Origin of the sequence: Bacillus cereus group sp. Sample62, assembly GCF_036851315.1 — a bacterium.
Lineage (GTDB): Bacteria > Bacillota > Bacilli > Bacillales > Bacillaceae_G > Bacillus_A > Bacillus_A wiedmannii.
Map to the genome: position 1 here is coordinate 302924 of NZ_JAFLPK010000002.1, position 22386 is coordinate 325309.

The following is a 22386-nucleotide window of genomic DNA, read 5'->3' on the forward strand; positions in this document are numbered from 1 at the left end:
AAATACAGCCTTGCTTTAAATCTGAGTTTAGCGTATATCTCCGTTAAAATGTACTCGGAACCCTTTGATGATCGTGCCTAGTTAGATAAACAAATATTGATACTTCCTTATAGAAATAGCCTGCTTGGTTAGGTACGTTGTTTCACAATCCCCGGAAATTTTTAATATAAGTAATGAATGCTTATTTTTTTCCTTCCGATAGCTTTCTATATAAAGAAGCTCTAGATACATTTGTAATTTCACAAATTTGATTTACAGTCATATTTCCTTCTTTATATAGCTTTACTGCATAATTCATTCCTGCGTGATTTTTATGATATTTCTTTAACCGTCCTTTAAACTTCCCTTCTTTCTTTGCGAGCTCAATTCCTTCACGCTGACGCATACGAATAAGGTCTCGCTCTAATTGGTTAACACCAGCCATTACCGTAATTAAGAATTGGCTATATGGATTATCTTCTGATAAATCTAGCCATGTATCCTTAAGTGATTTTAAGCTTCCCTTTTTATTTCGTATTAAATCAATCAATTCAAATAAATCTTGCGTACTTCGAGTGATCCGAGTTAAATCTGTAACATAAATAATGTCACCTTCCTGTAAATCCTCTAACATTTTTTGAAGTTGTTCACGATCTTTTGTGGCTCCTGAAGTTTTTTCTTCATAAATAATATCCATTCCAATTTCGTTCAATTGCCGAAATTGTCTTGAAGGATTTTGGCTAGTCGAACTGACGCGTACATAACGGGGTGGCGTCAGGAAAATGCGGATTTACAACGATAAGGAATTTCCAATATAAAAAGCCTGATTTCCCATCACCTAAATTGAGAAATTAGGCTCTTTTTTCGTTACTCCATAAACAGCATTCTATTACTGAATATGTAATTTACTTCGGGATAACAGGGACCCAGAGTTCGTGTCTTGGTTTATGCTTCGGACCGTAATAACATTCTATACACGGTAAATTTGCAAGTTCATACTCGGAGGTAGGGACCCACTCGGAATATAAACGTTTCCATGCATCCACTATGTTCGGAAAAACTGCCCATGTACTTGCGGGAATAATAAGCGTCTCCATATTTTCTGGGGATTCCCCATCGTATCTTACGCCCATGAAATAGGAAAATTGTTCATCTGTGATGGCAGCTTCTTTTCCGCAAACCCCCAGAAGGCTTTCAAGCGTGCATTTTGGATTTTCCCATGACATATCTACTAGTTCTTGCATAAATCCATCTTTTTTCGCAGTGTTCCAAAGCGTAGGGATTGTTTTAAATGCTCTGCTTGTTTTTACTGGCTTGCTTTTTCCGACAATTCTTAATTCAAAATCAAGGTTTTCAATTCTGTAGTCCATCTCGGTATCTCCTTTAATAGAAATTTGAAAGGAAATTTTGGGAAAGGCTTTTAACTGTACCCCTCTATTACGAGCATTGGAAGGGGTTACCCCATGCATTTTTTGAAAAGCACGTGAGAAAGTATCAGAAGAAATATAACCATATTTAATTGCCACATCGATGATCCGAATATCACTTTTTTGAATTTCAAATGCTGCAAGTGTTAACCGTCTTCGTCTAATATATTCTGATAGCGATACACCTGAGATTGAAGAGAACATTCTTGAAAAATGAAACTCAGAACAGTTAGCTGCTTTTGCAATCTCTTTGTAGTCTATTTCTTCATCCAGGCTATTTTCAATGTAGTTTAACGCATTGTTCATTCTTTCTAGCCAATCCATAAGTTTACTCCCTTTCAATATTTACTTTAAAACAAAATAGATAATAATTACCGACATTTCATGCCTAAAAATGTTGGTGAAAAAATACACCTTTTGATAGAATCAGGACAAACTATTTGTTTCTTTCCGATAGATTTCTATATAATGAAGCCCTAGATACATTAGTAATTTCACAAATTTGATTTACAGTCATGCCGCCTTCTTTATATAGTTTTACTGCATAATTCATCCCTGCGTGATTTTTATGATACTTCTTTAAACGCCCCTTAAACTTTCCTTCTTTCTTTGCTAACTCAATCCCTTCACGTTGACGCATACGGATAAGGTCGCGCTCTAATTGGTTCACACCAGCCATTACTGTAATTAAGAATTGGCTGTATGGATTATCCTCTGATAAATTTAGCCATGTATCCTTGAGTGATTTTAAGCTTGCCTTTTTCCTTCGTATTAAATCAATCAATTCAAATAAATCCTGCGTACTCCGAGTGATCCGAGTTAAGTCTGTAACATAAATAATGTCGCCTTCCTGTAAATCCTGCAACATTTTTTGAAGTTGCTCGCGATTCTTTGTTGCACCAGAAACTTTTTCTTCAAAAATAATATCCATCCCGATTTCGTTTAATTGCTGAAATTGCCTTGAAGGATTTTGGTTAGTCGAACTGACACGTATATAACCAATTTTCCGCAAAATATCACCTCATTTTTGAGATAAGTCTTATGAGACACTCTTAACTATGATTTTATCAGTCTACTATAATTGTATCAATAGAGTAGACCCTATTGATACAAGGTTTTTTGTCTTAACGTTGTAAATCCGCATAATCCTGATGCTACCCTTAATAACAGGACTGTCGTATTCGACAGTCCTTATTCAGCGATTGCTAATCGAAAGATTATTCATATTATTTTTCATATATGATAATTTAATGTTATGAGTAAGTTCATCTAATATAGCTTTTTTTTTAATTTCTGAAGAATGACAAGTTAGTATAAGCAGGTCCACTAATTCTGGCTGTATATTAGATATTTCCTCTAAATAGTCCCTTTTGAATTCTTTCATCACTTGATATAAATCGCCCATTTTTAATGAAAATCCACATCAATTTTCTTTTTATTATTTGGTGTTGTTTTTGGCATTTTTACTTCTAACACACCGTTTTTGTATGTCGCAGATACACCTTCAATAGTTACAGGACTAGGAAGTGTTATAACTCGTTGGAAACTGCCTGTGTAACGTTCTTTTCTATACATATTCTTTTCTTTTGTTTCATTTGTTTTATTCATAGAACCACTAATGGTTAATACATTATTTTCAATATCAATGTTCACGTCTTCGCTCTTTTCAAGTCCAGGTATATCACATGTTGCCACAACTTCATTTTCAGTTTCATAAACATCTACCTTAATGTTTCCAAAGTGATTTTTATCCCCTCCAAAATCAAACGGTAATTCAGAAAAGATACGGTCAAAATCTCTTCGCATATTTACCAATTGTCTAAATGGGTCATATGGTGTTGATGCCATAATTGCATTCCTCCTTCATTTATCATTCATATGTTTCCCTGATTTTTTCATATTTAAACAGGTTCATTAGGAATCGACAACAACGTATTTTTGTTGAGCACTGTTCATATAATTCAATAAAAGGAGTGATAAAGGTGTAACGAGTGAAATATACCGAAAGTGATGTTGCACTGATGGCAAGGATGATGAGAGCAGAAGCTGAAGGAGAAGGACAGCTGGGGATGCTTATGGTTGGTAATGTCATCGTAAACCGATTAAAAGCAGATTGTTTAGATTTTTTGAATTTAAGGTCAGTAAGAGACGTGATTTTTCAAGTACAATTATATATCAATAGAGTGTACTCTATTGATACAAGGTTTTTTGTCTTAACGTTGTAAATCCGCATAATCCTGATGCTACCCCTTAAAGAAAATGATGAGATTTGCCTCAGATGGTATTATTGCATTTTCTACAAAGCCATTAAGAATGGTTATGACTTTAGGTTTAATTTCTGTATTAATTTCTATTGCAGTTTTAATATACTCAGTTATTGTTAAATTTATTGGACAAGACATTCAAACTGGATGGGCTTCTCTTATGGTTGCTATCACATTCTTCAGTGGCGTGCAACTTCTTGGTCTTGGTATTGTCAGTCAATATATCGCTCGTATTTATGACGAAAGTAAGAATCGACCAATCTATGTTGTAAAAGAGACTGTCAATATAGAAGAGGATATAGCTGTAGACGATAAAGACAAATTGAAAAAATCTTAAATATACTAAAAAGAATTGTAGCACGTGGTTTTCACTGCCATAATTCTTTTCTTTATTTAGATTAAATAATGTCTACAATCTAGTCTTTGAGCGACTTAACTGTTAAGAATTTTCTTTTTTATAAAACTAATCAAAATCAAGAAATAGATTCATTTTCCTCTGGTATTCTTCCCTCTTCTACGCTTAAGTGTATACAAGAATTTTCTTATTTACAAAAAAATCATAACATCTTATTAACCAGGGATAATTTCTTTCGTTTAGGAAATTTTATAAATAAACTTTTTGAAATTTTTTTGAGGTGCCTTCAATGTTTTTAAACCAGAATAACAAAGAAATAAAGTTACTTGTTTTTGCAGCAATCATACTCATTCTTTATTTGTCTCCTTTATTTATTCTTGGAGAAAATGCGCATATTCGCGTTCATGATAATCTTGATTCCAATTTGTCCTGGTATAAGGTTTTGGCAAGGAGCGGAGAGATAATAGGTCCAATTGATGCTACCATTCCACAGGTGATAAACAATCAATTGTCAAGAAACGCATTTAGTACGGAATTTAGTGGTATCGTTTGGTTGTATGCTTTTTTTCCAAATATGGTTGCGTATGCATTAAGTCAAACGATTACAAGAGTGGTTGCGTTTATAGGGATGTATGTTCTTTTAAAACAACATTTTTTACCTAGAGAGGAATGGAGGATCATTGCAGTAGGAGTTTCATTAGCTTTTGCACTTACTCCTTTCTGGCCTTCAGGAATGCTTAGTACTCTCGGAATGCCTCTTGCACTTTGGGCATTTTTAAATATTCGAAAAGGAGAAAGGTCGTGGAAGAACTATTTCGTACTCACTCTTATTCCTCTATATTCGAGTATTGTTTTAGGTTTTTTCTTTTTTTTAAGTGGAATGGGAGTCCTTTGGTTAGTGGACTTAGTAATAAAAAAAGAATGGAACTTTCGTTTTCTTTTTTCAATTATTTATATGACGCTCATTTACATGATTGTAGAATATCGCATAGTATCTTCCTTCTTTTTATCTACTGCACCTAACAGTAGAGATGAATATTTTCATGCAAGATTATCGTTATGGCGGTCTCTCCGCCTCACATTGAAAAATTTCCTTTTCGGACATACTCATGTCATGACAGTCCATACATTTGTTATTTTACCTGTCATACTTATTGCGATGTATTTTATCATTACTAAGAAACAATGGAAGCAAGAAAAAGTCTTTGTTTTTTTGTTTTGGTTTAACATAGCGTTGTCAATTTGGTATGCTTTTTGGTTTTATAAAGGTTGGCTTCCATTAACAAAACGTTTTCACATTTTAGATACATTTAATTTTGCACGTTATCATTTTTTACGCCCGTTAGTTATCTATGTTTTATTCGCTCTTGGATTAAAAGTTTTATGGTTACAAGGGAAAATATGGAGACACGCTGTAACAGGCTTTGTGGTAGCTCAAATTATTTTGTTAAGCTTTTTTAATGAAGAACTTATTTTTCAAAATAAACCTTCAGTAAAGGAATTTTTTGCAGAAGAACAATTCCAGGAGATAAAAGAGTATATCGATTTACCTTTGGAACAGTACCGTGTCGCTAGTATTGGTTTACATCCTGCTATCGCTCAGTACAATGGATTCTACACACTTGATACATATAATAATTTTTATCCTCTATCATATAAATATGAATTTCGAAAAATAATCGAGAAGGAACTAGCGAAGAATAAAACGATTCGTACGTATTTTGACGAATGGGGTGGCCGCTGTTATATTTTCACCGATGAACTTGGAAAACACTATATGTTTACAAAAAAATCAAACAAACGCTTAAGAAATGCAGAACTAAATATAGAACACTTCAAAAAAATGGATGGTCGTTACATACTTTCTGCTGTTCCAATTGAAAATGCAGCAGAAAACAATTTATCTCTTGAAAAAATATTTACATCAAACACATCCGCTTGGAAAATTCATTTATATAAAGCAATATAGATAATTGAAATAGATTGCCTCTCTCGATGTAAAATAATAAATTGAACTACTCACCATAAAAATTGCGCCTAGATATATCTAGGCGCAATTTTTATGAAACATTATTTTTGATTTGCTTATGAACCACTTTATTATAGCAACCATGTTTTACTACTTGCCTAAAATCATCTACTTCACTTCCCATTATCTCTGTAATATCAACAACAATTGTATTCTGTAGAACACTCACTACATATCCGGTTAATTGTAAATTAGGATTTTTACGAGATAAAAATTGAACATAATCCCCAATTGTTACTTTTGTTTTATGCTCCATTTGGTACCCCCTGAATCATCATAAATTATATGTTAGGTTTCCCTTTTTTTACTTCTTCATACTGTTTGGCAAGTTTATAAAATGAAAGATACTTAATATCATGTTTCTTCATAGCTTCTACTCCATTAATTGCATCACAAAATTTTAGTTAGTAAATTAGAGATATATACTTTATTTATGTTTCTGCTATATTTAAAGGGCTTTTTTCTAATACAATAAGAAAAGCAAAAAGAACTTGTAGGAATCCCTACAAGTTCTTTTTTAGATAATGTAAAAAATTTAACACAAACTATCTCATAATTTGAATCGGAGCAAACACTATAACCACGGGTTGATTTTATTATATACCAAATCTTAACGTATGCACTTTTAATGTTTGAAAATTTTGTGAATTCATCATAGGAGAATAAATAACGATCTTAACCCCTGAAAATCCTAATTTATTATTTCGAACAAAACGTTTTAAATCAATATTTATATCGTAATAATTTATAAAAATATAAGTATAGGTAAATAGAGAAGAATGGTGCATTCTTACAGAAAAATATATAATGACATTCAGGATTAATTAACTATAAGGGGTCCCGCCAACCAAATGACATAAAACCCACGCTAAGACATTTTTTGGAAGGTAAAAAGCCGATTTTCCCACGTTAAGGAATTTCGGCTTTTGTGTTTTATTTTCGGAGTGGTCGTAATGTTTCTAATGTAGTTGATTGCTTAAATTTGAATTTATATTCACCAAGGAAGTTGATATGTTCCCAGCCAAGCGGTGAAATATGATGTAGCAATTCTTCATGCAAGACACCGTTCTCTTTTTTATATTCTATTGCCTTGGTTAAATATACCGTATTCCATATACTAATGGCATTAATAATAATATTTAATGCACTAGCTCTTTGAAGTTGATCCTGAAGCGCACGTTCACGCAATTCGCCACGTTTTCCGAAAAAAATAGATCTAGCCAAAGAATTCATAGCTTCACCTTTATTTAATCCACGATGAATTTTTCTTCTTAATGTTTCACTTGAGATATAATCTAAAATGAAAATTGTTTTTTCAATTCTTCCCATCTCACGAAGTGCTGTAGCCAAGCTATTTTGCCGAGCGTAAGAACCAAGCTTTCCCATAATAAGAGAAGCAGATACAGTACCCTTCCGAATAGAATGAGCTAATCGTAATACATCATCGTAATTTTTTTGAATAACATTTATATTGATTTGACCGCGCAATAATTTTTCTATTTGTGGAAAATCACTAGATTTTCCTATCGTGTAAAGCTTTGAGTCAGCTAGATCTCGTAAACGCGGTGCAAAACGAAAACCAAGTAAATGGGCTAAACCAAAAACTTGATCAGTATAACCGGCTGTATCTGTATAATGTTCTTCAATCGCTAAATCTGTCTCATGATGAAGGAGTCCATCAATGACATGTACAGCATCTCTAGCGTTTGTATTAATAACCTTTGTATAAAAACTTGAAAATTGGTCACTGACAAAACGATAAATTGTAGCACCTTTTCCAGTACCATAATGAGGATTAGCATCTGCATGAAGTGCAGAAACACCAATTTGCACACGCATGCCGTCTGATGAAGATGTTGTTCCATCTCCCCAATAGGAGGAAAGAGATAATTTATGATGGAAATTAACGAGTACAGATTGTGCTTTACTCATTGCATCCTCATATAACCTCCATTGTGTTGCATTTGCCATTTGTCTATAGGAAATATCAGGTGTAGCTTCACCCATTTTTGTCATACCTATGTTTGTTCCCAATGCCATAAGCGCAGCCATTAGAATAGTGGTTTCTTCTTCATTTGGAATACGATTGGTTGAAGCATGAACAAACTGTTCATGGAAACCGGTCCAATGAGCTACTTCCATTAATAAGTCAGTGAGCTTCACACGTGGAAGTAAGTCATAAAGAGATGAGCTAAATTCTTTTGCTTCTTGTGGTGTATCTTTTTCCAAACGGCTTAAATGCAGTCTACCATTCTCTAAACTTACCCCATTTAATTCGCCTATATGATTTGACACCCATTTTAAGCGTTTTAATAATGAAGATGTTCGTTCTTCTAAATATTCATGAGCAGATAGACTAACAGCTAACTCGGATGTTCCAGGCTGAATCTCGTTCCACTCTTCTTTTGAAATAAGGTACTCATCAAAATCCTTATGTTGTCTACTACCACTAATAGATATATTGCCTGACCGAATAGAATTTCGTAGTTCAGTTAAAACAGCCATTTCATAATAATGCCTGTTAATGGTTCCATCTTCATCATATACGTGCTTTTGCCATCTATTTGATACAAAATCAAGAGGGGCACCTTCCGGTACTTTCCGTTTACCTGTTTCGTTCATTTCTCTAACCGTGTGAATTGCACGAATTAAGGGCTCTGCTGATTTCGTAGAATGAAACTCAAATGATTTTAACAAGAGGGGTGTATACTTTCTCAATGTGTAGAATTTCTTCTCTAATAAGTCTAGATAATCATAGTCGATTGGACGTGCTAATTGCTTTGCTTCTTCTACAGATTGAACTAGCTTTTCCCAAGGCATTATCATTTCTAATACTATATAAGGATCTGTACCCTCATCTCTAGCTTTAATGAGCGCTTCTCCGAGGTTAGCAAAGTGAACCACTTTTTCATTAATTGATTTCCCATTTTGTTTTTGTCGTTCTTCTTGCGCTTTTCTTCCTTTGGATAATAAAGACATAATCTGACGATCATGTATCTCAAATGCTTGGTCCGTCAAATCTTGAATTAATTCTAGAAGATAAACAACCAAAATAGCATATTTTTTAGAATCATCAAACCTTCGAAAAGAGTGGGGTTCATATCTTGAACCAATTTTAGATAATTGTCGTAATCTGTTTGGATGTAAGGTCTTTGTGTCAATTTGCAATTGTAAATTTCGAATATATTCAAGTTTTTCAACTACTTTGAGAAAAGAATCGGGGGAATGAGAGCTTGGTATTTCTCGCAACCATGCCAAATATGTTTTGGTACTGTCTTCCATCGGAAGTAGAAGACAGTTTAATTTTTGAATATGTTCCATAGCTAGAGAAGAATTAAGTAATCGAAAAATCTTTACTTCTGCACGTCTTCGAACTTCCCATACCATTCGTTCTATTGTTGTCATAGCTGGTAAAATAATTTTTCTCTTTTTTAATTCTTCAATGGTTATCTGAATTAAATGTAGAGCATTCCCATTCTCTAATGCATATTGTAATAAGACTTGAGACACAACACGATATTCACGAATGGTGAAGTTCCGAAATCCATATTCTCTTCTAATTTCTTCGAGATGCTCATGTTTCGTTTGCTCACGTTCTGCATATATATGTATTTCTTTCGCATTAATTTGGAGTTGTTTGGCTATATAATTCACAACACAATCGGGTATATGTTGAATATCTGATAAGGTCCAACCAGGAAATCTCAATACACAAAGCTGTAAAGCAAATCCTAACTTATTATGATCTCGACGATGACGCTTGATAATTTCTATATCATGAGGGGACAAGGTGTAGTAACTTCCTAATTCATACTCACTAATTTGTTCTGGAATAGATGCAAACTCTAAACGCTGTTCTGACGTCAATAATTCTCTTGCACGTTTTGAAGACATAGTTTTCTCCTTTCTAAAATACAAGAAAATACCTTGTCTATAGGATGCCGTAGCTCAATGGATGTTAGGTTGAAGTATTTTCTTGTCATGCTAACATCTTTGTAAACTATTTAATTTAACTACTCAGTTTCTTCATTAGATTATCAGTTGGCCATAGTATCTTGTTGCATCTTGCGATACAAAGTCATTCTAGAGATACCGGCTTTCTCTGCAGCATCTGTACGACTCATACCTTGATTAATAAGATATAAAGCATAATCAATCTTTTCCTCATCCATTTTTGGTCTTCCAGGATGTTTCCCTCGCTTCCTTGCAGCCTGAATCCCTTCCTTGGTCCGCTCAGAAGTTAAATCTCGTTCAAATTGAGCAATACCAGCGAAAATAGTAAATAACATTTTTCCATGTGCTGTTGCTGTATCGAGCCATGATTCCTTTAAACTTTTCAAGTGAGCACCTTTTTGAGAAATATGTTCCGTGATTTCAATGAGATCTTTTGTAGAACGTGATAATCGAGTTAAATCTGTTACAACAATTGTATCTTCTGGACGAAGAAATTCTAGCATACTATTTAACTCTGGACGGTTTCGTTTTGTACCGGTTATTTTTTCGAAGAAAATACGATCGCATCCAAACTCTTCAAGTTGTTTCTTTTGGCGATCCAAATTTTGGTCTAATGTAGAAACACGCATATAACCAAACTTCATGTTTATCATCTCCCTTACTAAACATTGTACCAAAAACGATTCAATGAGGATATTGTTACAAATAATATTGTTACATATTTTTGTTACGCTCGTTATGCAAGTTAATTAGACTAAAAGTTTATTACTAATTATTGTAACAATAATGGTCGTTTTTGTTACAAACAGAACAAAGAATAATTAGTTCTTCTTCAAGATACAAGTGTGTTTTCCGTCGATTCGACATCTAGAAGTCACAATATCTAGTTAGGATTTGTTGATTTTTCAACAAAAGTGCACTCTCTCTTAACATTCGACTTGTATTTTCTTCCACATTAAAGCTAAAATTTCATTCTTTGCATCCTTCTCTCAATAGCATCATAGTATTTTATTTTTCGTTCTAATCTTTTTAAATGTCTTTGCTTTTCTGCAATTTCTATTTCCACCTTCTTTTTGTGGTTTTGAATTAATTCCTTTCTTTCTTGAACAGTCTCTTTGCCTTCGTTAAATAAACGAACGTATCTTTTAATGTTAGCGATTGACATATCTGTCGAACGAATTGCTTTAATAAACTGGATCCATTCCAAATCTGTTTCATTATAAATTCTTACCCCATTTTTATCCCTTTCAATTGGAGGTAACAAACCTTCTTTTTCATAGTAACGTAGGTTGGATGGAGAAACATCCGTAAAAGAGGAAACATCATTAATAGAATAAAACTTCATTTTAACTCTCCTAAAATTTCCAGATTATCTACACTTGCGTTAAAGCACACTTTAACGTATAGAATAAAATTGTTCAAGCTTATTGGCAATAAAAAATTTTAAGGAGTGGAGGATAATATGAGTTTCAATAAATAATACTAAAACGGAATAGAGTGAGCAAAAGGTAAAAGGAATAAGAGTTTTGAGCGAGGAAGAATGCGTAGCTTAAAAGAATAAATTAACCTATTTAATAAAATAATTATATTTGGAACATGATATTAAATATAATGGAGGAATATAAAATGGCTAAAGTATTAGCAGTATTATCAAGTGGATTCAAAGATGTAGAAAACAATTATGAAACTGGTTGGTGGGGTGAAGAATTATTTGCACCCATGGAGCTATTGGAGAAGGCGGGTCATCAAGTGGATTTGGCTTCACCAATAGGCGGTAAACCTGAAATTGACAAAAATAGTATTAGTAAAGAGTTTGACCCTGAAGGTAAATATAAAGAATTGTATGAATCTGGAAGAGCTGACAAAACGCAAAAGATTTCGGAAGTCAATCCAAACGAATACGATGCAGTTTTGGTTGTTGGCGGTCATGGTGCCATGTATGACCTAGCCAAGAATGAAGAGTTGCATAATATTATTAATACCATTTATGATAACGGGAACATTGTTGCTGCCGTGTGTCATGGACCTGCTCCTTTAATTTGGACAAAACGTCCTGATGGTAAAAGTATCATTGCTGGTTTGAAAGTAACAGGCTATCCAGAAGCTGTAGAACCTGCAGGACTTCCTGACATTTTACCATATAGTCTAGAAGGTGAAATGAGAAAGATAGCAGAGTATACCTCAGAGGAAAAAGTGGTATGGGGTAATGATCAATTAGTAACTGGACGTGATCCATTTTCTTCTGAAGCTTTGGGTAAGGAATTGGTAAAAGCCCTTGAAAAAAGAAATTAATAAGGAAAATAAAGCATGGAACCAATAATTATCACCGCCATTTTAAAGTCGAAAGAAAGCTTTGAAGAACAGTTATTATCGGAACTGAAAAAGGTCCAAATGGCTTCCAGAGAAGAAGTAGGTTGTATAAAGTATGACGTTCATCAATCTATTGAAGATCATACTTTTGTTCTATATGAAGTATGGAAAGACAATGAAGCGATAGATAGCCATATTCAGTCCAAGCATTACCAAGAATACCGAGAAAACATCACTGAAATGGTTTCAACTAGAGTGGTATATAAGCTTAAAACAATCCAATAATAGTTATTCCATTAAAGGGCGCTTTTCTGGAGTAGCGAAAAAATCCCAATTTCTCAACTTTAATACTGAGAAATTGGGATTTTTAATATTGTAATTTCCTTAACGTTGTAAATCCGCATTTTCCTGACGCTACCCCAACTACAGGAAATTAGCCAAAGAATTTATGCAAACGGTGGTATTGTTTCTTCGGTTTGTCATGGTGCAGCTGGTCTGCTTAATATTAAACTCGACAATGGTGAATACCTTATTAAAGACAAACAAGTAACAGGATTTTCGAATGAAGAAGAGCAGCTTGCCCAGTTGGATCAATATGTTCCATTCTTAACAGAAGATGAATTGATTAAAAGAGGAGCCCACTACAAGAAAGCAGATAAAGCATATGATCCGTATGCAATTGAGGATGGCCGTCACAGGGCAGAACCCAGCATCGGGGGGCCCAGTTGCCGATCTTGTGTTAGCACAATTGCAGAACGCTTAAATCGGGGTAATTAAAATAACTTTGGGCATAATTTATTATAGAGATTCAAGAATAGGGCACAATCCTTAATAAGAGTTGTGTCCAATTTACATTTAAAGGGCCAGATTGTGGGTTAAAAGAAGGCAAGGATATTTGAATGACTTTACTTTTTCATTTTAATTTTTTGAAGCTTGACATAATGAAAATTCAGCATTAATATAGTTCTATGACTATCAAACAATTTAACCCAGATGAACAACTTGTAAAAATTTTTAAAGCCTTAGCGGAAGTAAAGCGAATTGAAATCCTTCGTTATCTTTATCATGATAAAAATAAACATACATGCGGAGATGTCGAAGAATCTCTCGGAATGAATAAGTCCAATCGTTCGTACCATCTTAAGATTTTGCAGGAGGCTGACTTAATTGATTTAAAACGACATGGTCAATATAAATTCATTACGATAAAGGAGGAAACTTTCCACGAATTTCTACCTGGTTTTTTGGGAACATTATAAGTACCAAAAAACCTTAATTTTTGATTAGGTGTTTGATTGTTTTAAAACTATAACATTTTAAGAGGTGTGGATTTTGAATAAAGAGAAAAGTAATCATATAGGGTTAGTTTTAACGTTATGTTTTTTAGTAATATTGGGTGTCATGAATGCTGTCTTATTTAATGTAGCCTTAGCAAACATTTCGTTGGATTTATCCATTAGTCCGTCTCAGGTCAGCTGGATTGTAGTTGGGTATTCGATGGTGGTTGCAATTGGCTCCATGACATATGGAAAATTGGCTGATTTTGTTAGTATTAAAAAACTTTTTATTATAGCCATTATATTATTTAGTTTAGGTTCAATAATAGGTTTTAGTAATCAAACTTACACAATTGTTATTCTTGCAAGGCTCTTACAAGCAAGTGGTGGGGGTGCTTTTATTGCACTTGCCATGGTTTCAGTAGCAAAAATGGTAGAATCAACTAAACGTCCGACTGCTTTAGCTATGATTAGTGCGGCTATCGCGTTGGCTGTTGGGATTGGTCCATTGGTTGGTGGAGCGATTACCTATTCATTGGGCTGGCCTTTTTTGTTCTTGATTATGGTGGTTAGTATCATCGGGATCGGATTGCTTCTGAAATTTATGCCGAAGGAAGAGATTAATCCTTCTCCACTTCATTTTGATTTTATTGGAGCTGGATTGTTATTTGCATTAATTGCTTCTACTTTATTAGGAGTAAATATAAATAAGATGCTGTTTATTCTTTCAATCGTGCTCTTGATCTTGTTTAAGGTTTGGATGACAAAAGCAAAACATCCATTCGTTGATATTGAGTTATTTAAAAATATAACATTTTTACGCGTTATTGCGATTGGTTTTATTATTAATGTTGCATTAATGGCAAATTTATTTCTTCTTCCTTTGTTATTAGCAAAAAGAAATGGATTATCGCCATTTTTAATCGGTATCGTAGTGTTTATTGCGTCTTTATTTGGCATTTTATCAATTTTTGTAACAAGAAAAATCATTTTGACAATTGGGAATATTAAAATGGTTTATATAGCATCTATCGTAATGATTATTGGCTTTCTCATGCTTGCTTTAATTCCAAATGCGAATGTAATCATTCTTTCAATCGCAGTAATTTTAACGATGATGAGCTATTTTTCAATCCAAGTATCATTAAATACACTTGTTCCACAAACTTTAAATCCAGCTAAAATTGGAGTAGGTCTCGGGTTATATAATTTATTGAATTTTGTAGGTATGGCATTTGGTCCAGCAGCTTCAAGTAAAATGATGGAACTAACAAACAGTTATAGCTTAAATTTCATTTTAATTGCTCTCTTGATTTCTGGACATTTTTTATTATTGTATAAGCTCTCTTCAGTTCAACAAAATGCAGCATACAATTAAAAATGTAATAAAGCGACTATGAGGATAAAAAAATCAGCTTTGATGTCGAAATTAACTTAGCGTACAAAATTCCCCGAAAAATGTTGGTGGAACTTCTTCAGTATTGATTGAAAATTAAATACCAGGTGCTTTCCTTAAGGAATACGTCTTTTTTACTTTGGTGTCCAGTTGTTCCCAATAGGGCGCAATTGGTGAAGATGGAGTTAAATAAATTAAGCCATAATATACAAGAATTCATTCATGAACTAGTATATTATGGCTTGTTCTTTATGCAAAAAATATTTGGAATTAACTTGCTATTCCTTATTGCGGGTGGTGACATTCGCTGGTACTACCCGAAGACGGGAAGTTTCTCTTTACAAAAAAGAAAAGATATATCGTAATTCTTAGGAAGATCTTTGAATGGGCAGACGTTCTTGCATGTTTAACTTAAATGTCCCATACGGGTTTACATGGGCATAGATTAATGGTGTTAAGGCTCTGAAATCCTCAGGAGCTAACTTTTGAAGAAGAGATTTGTTTTGTTCCAAAAGTACCTCTTGAATCATCAGTGTATTGATTAACACCAAACAGTTTTGAAGAAGATGGAGAGCAAGTACAGCGACTTCTTGATCTTCCACTCGGTTTGTTTGAATTTCTCCTCCTTTTCCGTAAAAAATAAAGCTATTGGCTGAGTTCCAGTTTTCAACAACATTTAACCCTTCATGGATTTCTCTTTGGACTTCTTCTGATGATAAATACTCACAAAGGAAGATCGTTTTTAACACTTTTCCTAATTCACTGAGTGCTCGATACGTTGGATGCCCACTATTACGAGTGAAACGTTTGAGAACCGCCTCTGTTTCAGCTGTACCTAATCGTAAAGCAGTTGCATATTTTATCATTTGATCATACTGTTGTTCAATTAAACTCCAATTAATCGCTCTTGTTAAAACAGGCTGTAAGTTTGGATAAGAGTCTTGCATGCCTACATCCGGACGATACAGTTTTTGTGCATGAATGGCTTTAAATCTCGGCATTAGTTGAAAGCCAAGCAAATGACAAAAAGCGAAGGCAACTTCACTTTGACCGTGTGTATCCACGTAGTTTTTTTCTACTTCCATATTTGTGCAATGACGAAGTAACCCTTCGATCATAGAAGCTACTTCTGAAGAAGAACAGGATTTTAGTTGCGAATAAATACATGTAGAGTTCTTTTCCACGTGCCAATAAATCATTACCCCACGTCCTCTATATCGAATATGCCATTCAGTCAATAAGTTCTGATCCCAAGCCCCAAATTTTTTGCTATCAGACGCACATGCGGTTGTTCCTTCCCCCCATACTTCTGTTACACGAGCATCTAGAATGGAGTTGGTTACCTTTGAAATGGCTTGCCGTAGGTTCTCTTTATGGATGAATTTTCGCCGTACATAGAGTAAGTCCTTGTAACTTTCTCCATGATCGCCAGCCGCAATTCGCTTTAATCCTGTGTTTGTTCCCAATCCATATAAGCAAAGAATTAGTCTTCGTTGCAATGTTTCCTTATCAAGGATCTCACGATTTCCTAGCGTTTGGAACACATCTGTCAGATGTACACGTAAATCTGCCTCTTTTAAAATATCCAAAAGATTGGTCATTGGCCAACGCTTCATGACCTCTGCTTTTACGAGATTGAGGTTAACCGGCTCAGCCTGTGCCTGTAAAGGTGACACAAAAATCCAGCCATTTCCCTTATTCAAAATACGTACCTGGGAGTTATTTTTTACACTTTTATCTAATTTCTCGAGAGCCGTATTCATACTCTGTTTCAGTTCTTGAATAAGTGTTTGTACTTCAAGAGGTTTACGAAGCGCTTCATAATGTTTTTCTCTGTTTTGTTCAAAATCTTTTGGTAGATCTTCCTCTGGGTTTCTATACCGATCAGCTCCTACTACCCATACTTCTTTACAACGTAATCGATCTCGAAGAGCTTGGAGTACACAGATTTCATAATTCATTCGGTTTACACGGTTTGTTTCTTTATCAATGACCGTATCAATCCAACCTGGCTTAACGATTCCTTCAATTGGGATATAATCTGTTTCATTATATGTATACTGATTGGTAAGCTTATATTGTGTAAGTAAATCAATGGCATCTATCACAGGTCGATGCACATCATTATTGGATCGAAATTCTAGAATATCTAGTAAAGCTGGAACCATTCTTCTGTAATGAGTACCGTAGGAGGATCTCATGACGGTATGTACTTTTTGTTTATAGGAGGGACCTGTATGTTTCATTTCCTTCACAATATCTTTTAATGTATCTTCGCCTACGACAGGAAATAAAACATCTCGCACAATCCCGTCTGGTTGTTCCACTGCCTTTTCAGCCATACGGAACAATACGTTTGTCTTCCCACTTACTTTACGAAAATCGCGTAAAAACTCTTTTTCTACTTTTCGTTCTGCCCGAGCACCGATTCGATGAACAATTTGGATGATGAGCTCAACTAAGTTATCCGTAATTTCTCTACCTCTACACCAAAAGAAAGCTGCCAATAAAGTATAACGGATCGGATCAGGATGCCTTCGTAATTCTCTAATGTCTTCAGAGACAGCTCGCTGTCTGTATTTTCGGATCATCTTGGGTGAAACACCATAGAATAAATCAGGTGGAAGCTGTATATCTCGTACTGTTCGTAGTTTTTCTATCTCTTGAAATAAACTGTCTAACCCGATCCTTCCAGGATCAGATACAAGCTCTCGGAAACTGAGAATAGTTTGATCTTCTTCTATCTGTTCTGTATGGGACCAAGTACGTATAAACGTGTCTAACTTAGATTGGGAGTGATCAGAAAGTTGAGAGGAAATGGATTGAGAAATCTGTTCCTCATACTGATAAATGGCTGACTTGATGTTTCGCTCTAAATGGTCATGAGCTGGGGGAACAATTTGTTGTTTTCTTAGGTGATGTAGTACATGTTCTCTTACTCTGTCTATTTGTAGTTCCTGCGGTAGGATGTTAGCTTGAAGCCAGGATTTTACTTGTTCCATATCATTAAGGGTGCAGTCCCTAAATCCCATGTGATTACGAATTTGAGCACGATGATATTTAATAGACCTTCCGTCCCAATCATACTCTTGAAATAAATCTCTAGATATATCTACTTGCTTGGCAATGTATTGAATCACATCTTTGCTTATTTCCTGTTTCCCTTTTGGAAAACGCCCTTGATATTGAAAGAACTTTAGGAGAACGGCAAATCCAAGTCGTGTTCCTCCATGTCTATTTCCAAGTAAGCGTATTTCTTCTGGGATAACGGTAAAATGTTCAATGAGTTCTTCTAAATCCCAATTTTGCTTCACTGTGTTGTTCCTCCTTATCATATGTATCAACAAAATCTTATAGGAATTTAGAATATAAAAAAAGCCCCTAGAGTCAGGACTGTATCAATAAAAATAGATTTACTTTGCCCCTGGTTACACGAACGCTGGTACTGGGCCACATAGTGACGGAACTATTTGATAAAGGCGTAAAAGTCCATATTTTAAACATGGGACTAGTGGAGAACACGCCAACAGGACGGCTTGTATTTAACGTTATGAGTGCCTTTGCAGAATTTGAAAGGGATATGATCGTAGAACGCACCCAAGAAGGTAAAGCCATTGCTAAACTTCGTGAGGACTTTAGAGAAGGTAGACCAAGAAAGTATGGAAAAAAACAAATAGAACACGCTTTAAGACTGTTAGAGACCCATTCATATAAGCAGGTGGAGGATTTAACAGGAATCTCGAAAAGTACGCTAATAAGGGCAAAAAAGAGGCAATTAAATAGATAGTGGAATAAAAAGAAGACCAGATATCTATTCTGGGCTTTTTTATGTAAGAAATTATCTAAATTCATACATTAGAAAAAATATAAAAAAATTTGATCCCCCCCTCTTAAAACGAAGAATTTTAATCGCTATACTGCTTTATGAATCTCAGAAAGTATCGCAACTATTCGGCTGAATAAAACGATTACTTTTGTAGATGAGAAGCAAGTTAGTATTTCATCAGTGGTAAAATAATCATACAGAAAATGAGGGGTAGGGTATGTATATGAAAACAAGGTTAACAAATGCAATACAGGAATTAGAAAAGTTTTATGATATTAAAAGTAAATCGAATAATGAAAAAGAGATTGCCTTAGCTAAGGATTACTTAGCTTGGGTACAACAAAAAACAAATATGATTATCAACGAAAAAAATTTTTCAATTCCAGATGGTACTCACATCAAACGTGGTGATGTTTATTGGATTGAATTCGGATTTAACATTGACGAAGAATTCGGTGGACGTCATCCTGGTATTGTTTTAAGAAGAGGTGGAAATACAGCTATTGTATTGCCTTTATCAACCCAAGAGCCTACTAATGATCAGAAAAAAAGTGGTATATACGTTGAAATAAAAAAAGTTTGGGGCTTCAAGAACATGACTCGATGGGTCAATGTCTTGAATTCAACTCCAATTAGTATCCAAAGGTTCGACTTTGCATCAAATAAGGGAAATGTAAAAGGGGCAGATTTAGATGCAATTAATGAAGCAATAGAAAAATCAGGATTATGGGGAGTAAAGAAGAAGAACTTTTTGAAAAGTAACAGCTAAAAATCTATAAAAATATTAATTTTTTAAAATAATAGTTGACCTACATCCAACAAAACTGATATATTAGTAATCGCTAAAACAAAAACAAGACATGCATTGCCTTGTTTTGATGAACGTGAAGGAGCTTCATAGCTCAGAGAATGAAGAATGTGAAGGAAGCGCCCCCTTATTTATAAGGGGGCGCTTCAGTTTTTGTCGAATGTTTTTATGTATGTAGCAGTCTTTCTATGAGTATTCTAGTTAATGTGCATGGACTCTTTGAGTTCAGCCAAATGAAAGTGAAGGGAGAAGCCTAAGGGCTTCTCCAGTTTGTTTTCTGCCTATAATTTGATAGACTAAATTCACTAATACTACGGGAGTGAGAAAATGAAGCTTAAATTAACTGGATATCCCGATATAGACAGTCTTTTGAAAAGTACCTATGAACTCCTTGAACAAGGGAAGACACTACATAAGCAAATCGAACAATCTGTAAAATTCGAGCCAGTAAAATATAAAAGAGCATTCATTTTATGAATGCTCTTTTATATTGATCTATTAAATTATTTGTAAATCCATCTTAAATGAGCTCCATCAAACGAATATCCAAATCCATTTTTAGCTTTTACAGCACCTGATATTGATGCATAAAACTGATGATTTTTAAGCTTAGCAATTTGAACGGAACCACTTTTTCCGGAAATAGTAAATCTTCCTTGAGATAAACCACTTGTCAAATCTGTAACCATAATCAAACCACTAAAAGATTCAAATGTATATCCTTTATTCATTACTACCTCATATACAATTCTATTACTACTATCTACATGAAAATTCGCTTTAGCAATTTCTTTCTTAGCAGCTCTAAAATTATTATCTGGATATTCATAAATTGGTATACTTATAGTTGTAACTTCTTGAGAGTCATCATTATTTTCTACTGCTTTAACATTAGTCATTGGAGCAAAAATAACTAATGTTAGTAAAAGTGAAGCAACGATTAAAAAAAGTTTTTTCATCAGAAATTACATCCAATAGTGTTTATTTTTTCCAAAAAGAAGTATATACTATCACGAGAGAAAATTCCAATATTTTTATATTTAAGGAGATTGATTCCAATGTTTGGAGATTTTAGAAACTCAAGTGTATCCGATCAAAATTCTGATGTTTATAAAGAAAAATTCCATATTTTATTAAAAAACTTTGATTTAAAACCTGAACAACTATCAAAGTTACTTAATATCCCTATAAGCAAAATAAATAATGTAAAAGATGAGGAAATAACAAATGATGAAAAGGAAAAAATAGAATACATTTCTGCTATGTTGAATTATGGTCTTCCAGGTATGGAAGCAAACGAAAGAGTACACATATTGTTAGATACATTAATCGAAGAGTTCCAATTATCTATTAGAAATATAGCTAAAATGATAAATGTAGAGGAAGATGATTTATTAAATTTCAAAGAAAATGGATCAATAAAAAAGGAAATAGAATTAAAAATATGTGTTAATCTAGTCATGCTTAATTTTATACTGAATCAAAATAAATGAGCATTCGCTTTATGAATGCTCATTTATTAAATAATCGGGCAAAGAATCCCTTTTTTGTTTTTTTCTTCTTATGTGATAGCAATAGATAGTTTTAACAAAAATATAATCTGTTTCAAAAACTGATAAGAGAATTTATGTTCTCTACCTATAACATAAGACTTGGATTAAAATAACGGTAAAGGGACGGAGGAAAGAACGATGAATAACACAGAAAAACCATATTCACCAAAAGAGATAACTCTTGATTTAGATATAGGTGACAGTACTTTACGTAAATGGTGTATTGCACTAGAAGAAGCAGGTTATTTTTTCAACAGAACGGATGGTAACAAGCGCGTGTTCTTTAATCGTGATCATATCGTCTTAAAAAAATTTCAGAACCTTGTGCAGGTGCAAAATATGTCTTTGCAGAACGCCGCGATTATTGTTTCATCAAAGTATAAAGTGGAACCGTCCGACATCAAGAACACCGAGAACACCGATCTTTCTATACGTTCTAGTAATGAGCTAGTTCAGGAATTATTTGATAGGATAGGAACACTTGAGGAACAACAAAATGAATTAATAAAGATGAATAAGGCACTGTTTAATCAATTAGAAGAACAACAAAGGTACATAGAAGAACGAATGAATAAGCGTGATTCATTATTGATGGAGTCTTTACGTGAGACCCAGGAAACAAAAAAGATGATGATCGCTGCTGAAGAAGAACGTAAAAAAAGAAAAGGTATCTTCCGTTTATTCACTAAAAACCAGTAGAGTAAGTAATAGTAATCTGCTAAATCTATCAAAGTTACATTTGCTAACTTATATTTATCTCTATATAGGCAACATAAGTTTAAGTGGCATGTCGAGTAGAAAAACTCTCCTAAAACAAGATAAAATTCTATAAAATTTCACCTCCCCTAAATAAAAAAAGCTCCTTAGAGCTTCATATTTGCTTTCTAAGAGGCTTGTTTTCCTCTCCCTTTTTTTAAATAAGGGCTAACATTAAAGACCCTTAGATTGCCATCTAGGGGTCAGAGAAGTAAAGGTGCTTTCTATTAGATTATTGAGCTCGTGTTTTCACCATTTAAGAGGCACTTTAACATTTATATCTTCGAAGACATTCGGTATTAAGGCAACTAAAATTAATAAAACGTATGGATTTATATAGAGTTGTATCGAGCGTAGCGACAACAATTATAGGCATGAAATTTTGAAAAAAATGAGTGACAATAATTGCGAAGGTCGTAGGAATATCCCTACCAAGTCAAAAACGTAGTTTT

The 22386-nt window shown here is 34.0% G+C and carries 19 protein-coding genes and 4 pseudogenes; 13 read left to right on the forward strand and 10 right to left on the reverse strand.

The features are described 5' to 3' along the window. Nucleotides 1-181: 181 nt before the first annotated feature. The 4 genes from J0835_RS28470 to J0835_RS28485 form a co-directional block, all read right to left on the reverse strand. Nucleotides 182-757 carry a recombinase family protein gene (locus J0835_RS28470; protein WP_033656251.1) on the reverse strand — a complete coding sequence of 192 codons (576 nt, stop codon included), beginning with the start codon at nucleotides 755-757 and terminating at the stop codon, nucleotides 182-184. A gap of 127 nt (nucleotides 758-884) precedes the next feature. Further along, nucleotides 885-1730 carry an AraC family transcriptional regulator gene (locus J0835_RS28475; protein ID WP_000383881.1) on the reverse strand — a complete coding sequence of 282 codons (846 nt, stop codon included), beginning with the start codon at nucleotides 1728-1730 and terminating at the stop codon, nucleotides 885-887. 112 nt (nucleotides 1731-1842) lie between these two features. Further along, nucleotides 1843-2418: a recombinase family protein gene (locus J0835_RS28480; RefSeq protein ID WP_001226074.1), complete on the reverse strand. Its 576-nt coding sequence runs from the start codon at nucleotides 2416-2418 to the stop codon at nucleotides 1843-1845. A gap of 395 nt (nucleotides 2419-2813) precedes the next feature. Further along, nucleotides 2814-3254 carry an Hsp20/alpha crystallin family protein gene (locus J0835_RS28485; protein WP_000168945.1) on the reverse strand — a complete coding sequence of 147 codons (441 nt, stop codon included), beginning with the start codon at nucleotides 3252-3254 and terminating at the stop codon, nucleotides 2814-2816. A 173-nt stretch (nucleotides 3255-3427) separates the two neighbouring features. Here J0835_RS28485 and J0835_RS28490 point away from each other — a divergent pair. From J0835_RS28490 to J0835_RS28500, 3 genes and pseudogenes are all read left to right on the forward strand, one after another. After that, a pseudogene (locus J0835_RS28490) lies at nucleotides 3428-3574 on the forward strand (cell wall hydrolase); the annotation flags it as partial. A 76-nt stretch (nucleotides 3575-3650) separates the two neighbouring features. Then, nucleotides 3651-4007: pseudogene (locus tag J0835_RS28495) on the forward strand (glycosyltransferase); the annotation flags it as partial. 307 nt (nucleotides 4008-4314) lie between these two features. Next, nucleotides 4315-5994: a DUF6044 family protein gene (locus J0835_RS28500; RefSeq protein ID WP_000479589.1), complete on the forward strand. Its 1680-nt coding sequence runs from the start codon at nucleotides 4315-4317 to the stop codon at nucleotides 5992-5994. 91 nt (nucleotides 5995-6085) lie between these two features. Here the strand turns inward: J0835_RS28500 and J0835_RS28505 are convergent, their stop codons facing one another. The 4 genes from J0835_RS28505 to J0835_RS28520 form a co-directional block, all read right to left on the reverse strand. Further along, nucleotides 6086-6310: a DUF2187 family protein gene (locus J0835_RS28505; protein WP_000400418.1), complete on the reverse strand. Its 225-nt coding sequence runs from the start codon at nucleotides 6308-6310 to the stop codon at nucleotides 6086-6088. A 677-nt stretch (nucleotides 6311-6987) separates the two neighbouring features. Continuing rightward, on the reverse strand, nucleotides 6988-9948 hold the full coding sequence (locus J0835_RS28510; protein WP_000095762.1) for a Tn3 family transposase: 2961 nt from the start codon (nucleotides 9946-9948) through the stop codon (nucleotides 6988-6990). Between the two features lie 143 nt (nucleotides 9949-10091). After that, nucleotides 10092-10652, reverse strand: a complete 561-nt coding sequence (locus J0835_RS28515) for a recombinase family protein (RefSeq protein WP_000668449.1) — start codon at nucleotides 10650-10652, stop codon at nucleotides 10092-10094. 317 nt (nucleotides 10653-10969) lie between these two features. After that, on the reverse strand, nucleotides 10970-11353 hold the full coding sequence (locus tag J0835_RS28520) for a MerR family transcriptional regulator (RefSeq protein WP_057526779.1): 384 nt from the start codon (nucleotides 11351-11353) through the stop codon (nucleotides 10970-10972). A gap of 281 nt (nucleotides 11354-11634) precedes the next feature. Here J0835_RS28520 and J0835_RS28525 point away from each other — a divergent pair, with 281 nt between their 5' ends. From J0835_RS28525 to J0835_RS28550, 6 genes and pseudogenes are all read left to right on the forward strand, one after another. After that, nucleotides 11635-12300, forward strand: a complete 666-nt coding sequence (locus J0835_RS28525; protein WP_057526778.1) for a type 1 glutamine amidotransferase domain-containing protein — start codon at nucleotides 11635-11637, stop codon at nucleotides 12298-12300. Between the two features lie 15 nt (nucleotides 12301-12315). Continuing rightward, nucleotides 12316-12603 carry a putative quinol monooxygenase gene (locus J0835_RS28530; RefSeq protein ID WP_057525875.1) on the forward strand — a complete coding sequence of 96 codons (288 nt, stop codon included), beginning with the start codon at nucleotides 12316-12318 and terminating at the stop codon, nucleotides 12601-12603. A 135-nt stretch (nucleotides 12604-12738) separates the two neighbouring features. Then, a pseudogene (locus J0835_RS28535) lies at nucleotides 12739-13081 on the forward strand (type 1 glutamine amidotransferase domain-containing protein); the annotation flags it as partial. Nucleotides 13082-13286: 205 nt separating this feature from the next. Further along, nucleotides 13287-13577: an ArsR/SmtB family transcription factor gene (locus tag J0835_RS28540; RefSeq protein ID WP_057525874.1), complete on the forward strand. Its 291-nt coding sequence runs from the start codon at nucleotides 13287-13289 to the stop codon at nucleotides 13575-13577. A 73-nt stretch (nucleotides 13578-13650) separates the two neighbouring features. After that, complete coding sequence (locus tag J0835_RS28545) at nucleotides 13651-14973, forward strand: MFS transporter (RefSeq protein WP_062821411.1); 1323 nt, start codon at nucleotides 13651-13653, stop codon at nucleotides 14971-14973. Nucleotides 14974-15164: 191 nt separating this feature from the next. Then, nucleotides 15165-15356 (forward strand): hypothetical protein, encoded by a 192-nt coding sequence (locus J0835_RS28550; protein ID WP_062821410.1) that lies wholly within the window; start codon nucleotides 15165-15167, stop codon nucleotides 15354-15356. A 3-nt stretch (nucleotides 15357-15359) separates the two neighbouring features. Here the strand turns inward: J0835_RS28550 and J0835_RS28555 are convergent, their stop codons facing one another. Next, nucleotides 15360-18305 carry a Tn3 family transposase gene (locus tag J0835_RS28555; protein ID WP_062821409.1) on the reverse strand — a complete coding sequence of 982 codons (2946 nt, stop codon included), beginning with the start codon at nucleotides 18303-18305 and terminating at the stop codon, nucleotides 15360-15362. A gap of 143 nt (nucleotides 18306-18448) precedes the next feature. On the opposite strand from J0835_RS28555, the pseudogene J0835_RS28560 reads away from it, so the two are divergent. Next, nucleotides 18449-18778, forward strand: a pseudogene (locus J0835_RS28560) (recombinase family protein); the annotation flags it as partial. Nucleotides 18779-19040: 262 nt separating this feature from the next. Then, a complete protein-coding gene (locus tag J0835_RS28565) occupies nucleotides 19041-19586 on the forward strand; it encodes a type II toxin-antitoxin system PemK/MazF family toxin (protein WP_333728193.1) in 546 nt (181 codons plus the stop codon). A gap of 542 nt (nucleotides 19587-20128) precedes the next feature. Here the strand turns inward: J0835_RS28565 and J0835_RS28570 are convergent. Continuing rightward, the gene (locus J0835_RS28570; protein WP_333728194.1) at nucleotides 20129-20584 is read right to left on the reverse strand and encodes a hypothetical protein; all 456 of its coding nucleotides are present in this window, start codon (nucleotides 20582-20584) and stop codon (nucleotides 20129-20131) included. Nucleotides 20585-20683: 99 nt separating this feature from the next. Here J0835_RS28570 and J0835_RS28575 point away from each other — a divergent pair, with 99 nt between their 5' ends. Both J0835_RS28575 and J0835_RS28580 read left to right on the forward strand, forming a co-directional pair. Beyond that, nucleotides 20684-21118 (forward strand): HTH domain-containing protein, encoded by a 435-nt coding sequence (locus tag J0835_RS28575; RefSeq protein WP_333728195.1) that lies wholly within the window; start codon nucleotides 20684-20686, stop codon nucleotides 21116-21118. A gap of 198 nt (nucleotides 21119-21316) precedes the next feature. Next, nucleotides 21317-21877 carry a DUF3967 domain-containing protein gene (locus tag J0835_RS28580; protein ID WP_333728196.1) on the forward strand — a complete coding sequence of 187 codons (561 nt, stop codon included), beginning with the start codon at nucleotides 21317-21319 and terminating at the stop codon, nucleotides 21875-21877. Nucleotides 21878-22386 lie beyond the last annotated feature (509 nt).

Bases quoted from the DNA above. Each gene is read 5' to 3' on its own strand.
- J0835_RS28475 (WP_000383881.1), bottom strand. From the start codon at position 1,730: ATGGATTGGCTAGAAAGAATGAACAATGCGTTAAACTACATTGAAAAT.
- J0835_RS28485 (WP_000168945.1), bottom strand. From the start codon at position 3,254: ATGGCATCAACACCATATGACCCATTTAGACAATTGGTAAATATGCGA.
- J0835_RS28500 (WP_000479589.1), top strand. From the start codon at position 4,315: ATGTTTTTAAACCAGAATAACAAAGAAATAAAGTTACTTGTTTTTGCA.
- J0835_RS28505 (WP_000400418.1), bottom strand. From the start codon at position 6,310: ATGGAGCATAAAACAAAAGTAACAATTGGGGATTATGTTCAATTTTTA.
- J0835_RS28510 (WP_000095762.1), bottom strand. From the start codon at position 9,948: ATGTCTTCAAAACGTGCAAGAGAATTATTGACGTCAGAACAGCGTTTA.
- J0835_RS28515 (WP_000668449.1), bottom strand. From the start codon at position 10,652: ATGAAGTTTGGTTATATGCGTGTTTCTACATTAGACCAAAATTTGGAT.
- J0835_RS28520 (WP_057526779.1), bottom strand. From the start codon at position 11,353: ATGAAGTTTTATTCTATTAATGATGTTTCCTCTTTTACGGATGTTTCT.
- J0835_RS28525 (WP_057526778.1), top strand. From the start codon at position 11,635: ATGGCTAAAGTATTAGCAGTATTATCAAGTGGATTCAAAGATGTAGAA.
- J0835_RS28530 (WP_057525875.1), top strand. From the start codon at position 12,316: ATGGAACCAATAATTATCACCGCCATTTTAAAGTCGAAAGAAAGCTTT.
- J0835_RS28540 (WP_057525874.1), top strand. From the start codon at position 13,287: ATGACTATCAAACAATTTAACCCAGATGAACAACTTGTAAAAATTTTT.
- J0835_RS28565 (WP_333728193.1), top strand. From the start codon at position 19,041: ATGAAAACAAGGTTAACAAATGCAATACAGGAATTAGAAAAGTTTTAT.
- J0835_RS28570 (WP_333728194.1), bottom strand. From the start codon at position 20,584: ATGAAAAAACTTTTTTTAATCGTTGCTTCACTTTTACTAACATTAGTT.
- J0835_RS28575 (WP_333728195.1), top strand. From the start codon at position 20,684: ATGTTTGGAGATTTTAGAAACTCAAGTGTATCCGATCAAAATTCTGAT.
- J0835_RS28580 (WP_333728196.1), top strand. From the start codon at position 21,317: ATGAATAACACAGAAAAACCATATTCACCAAAAGAGATAACTCTTGAT.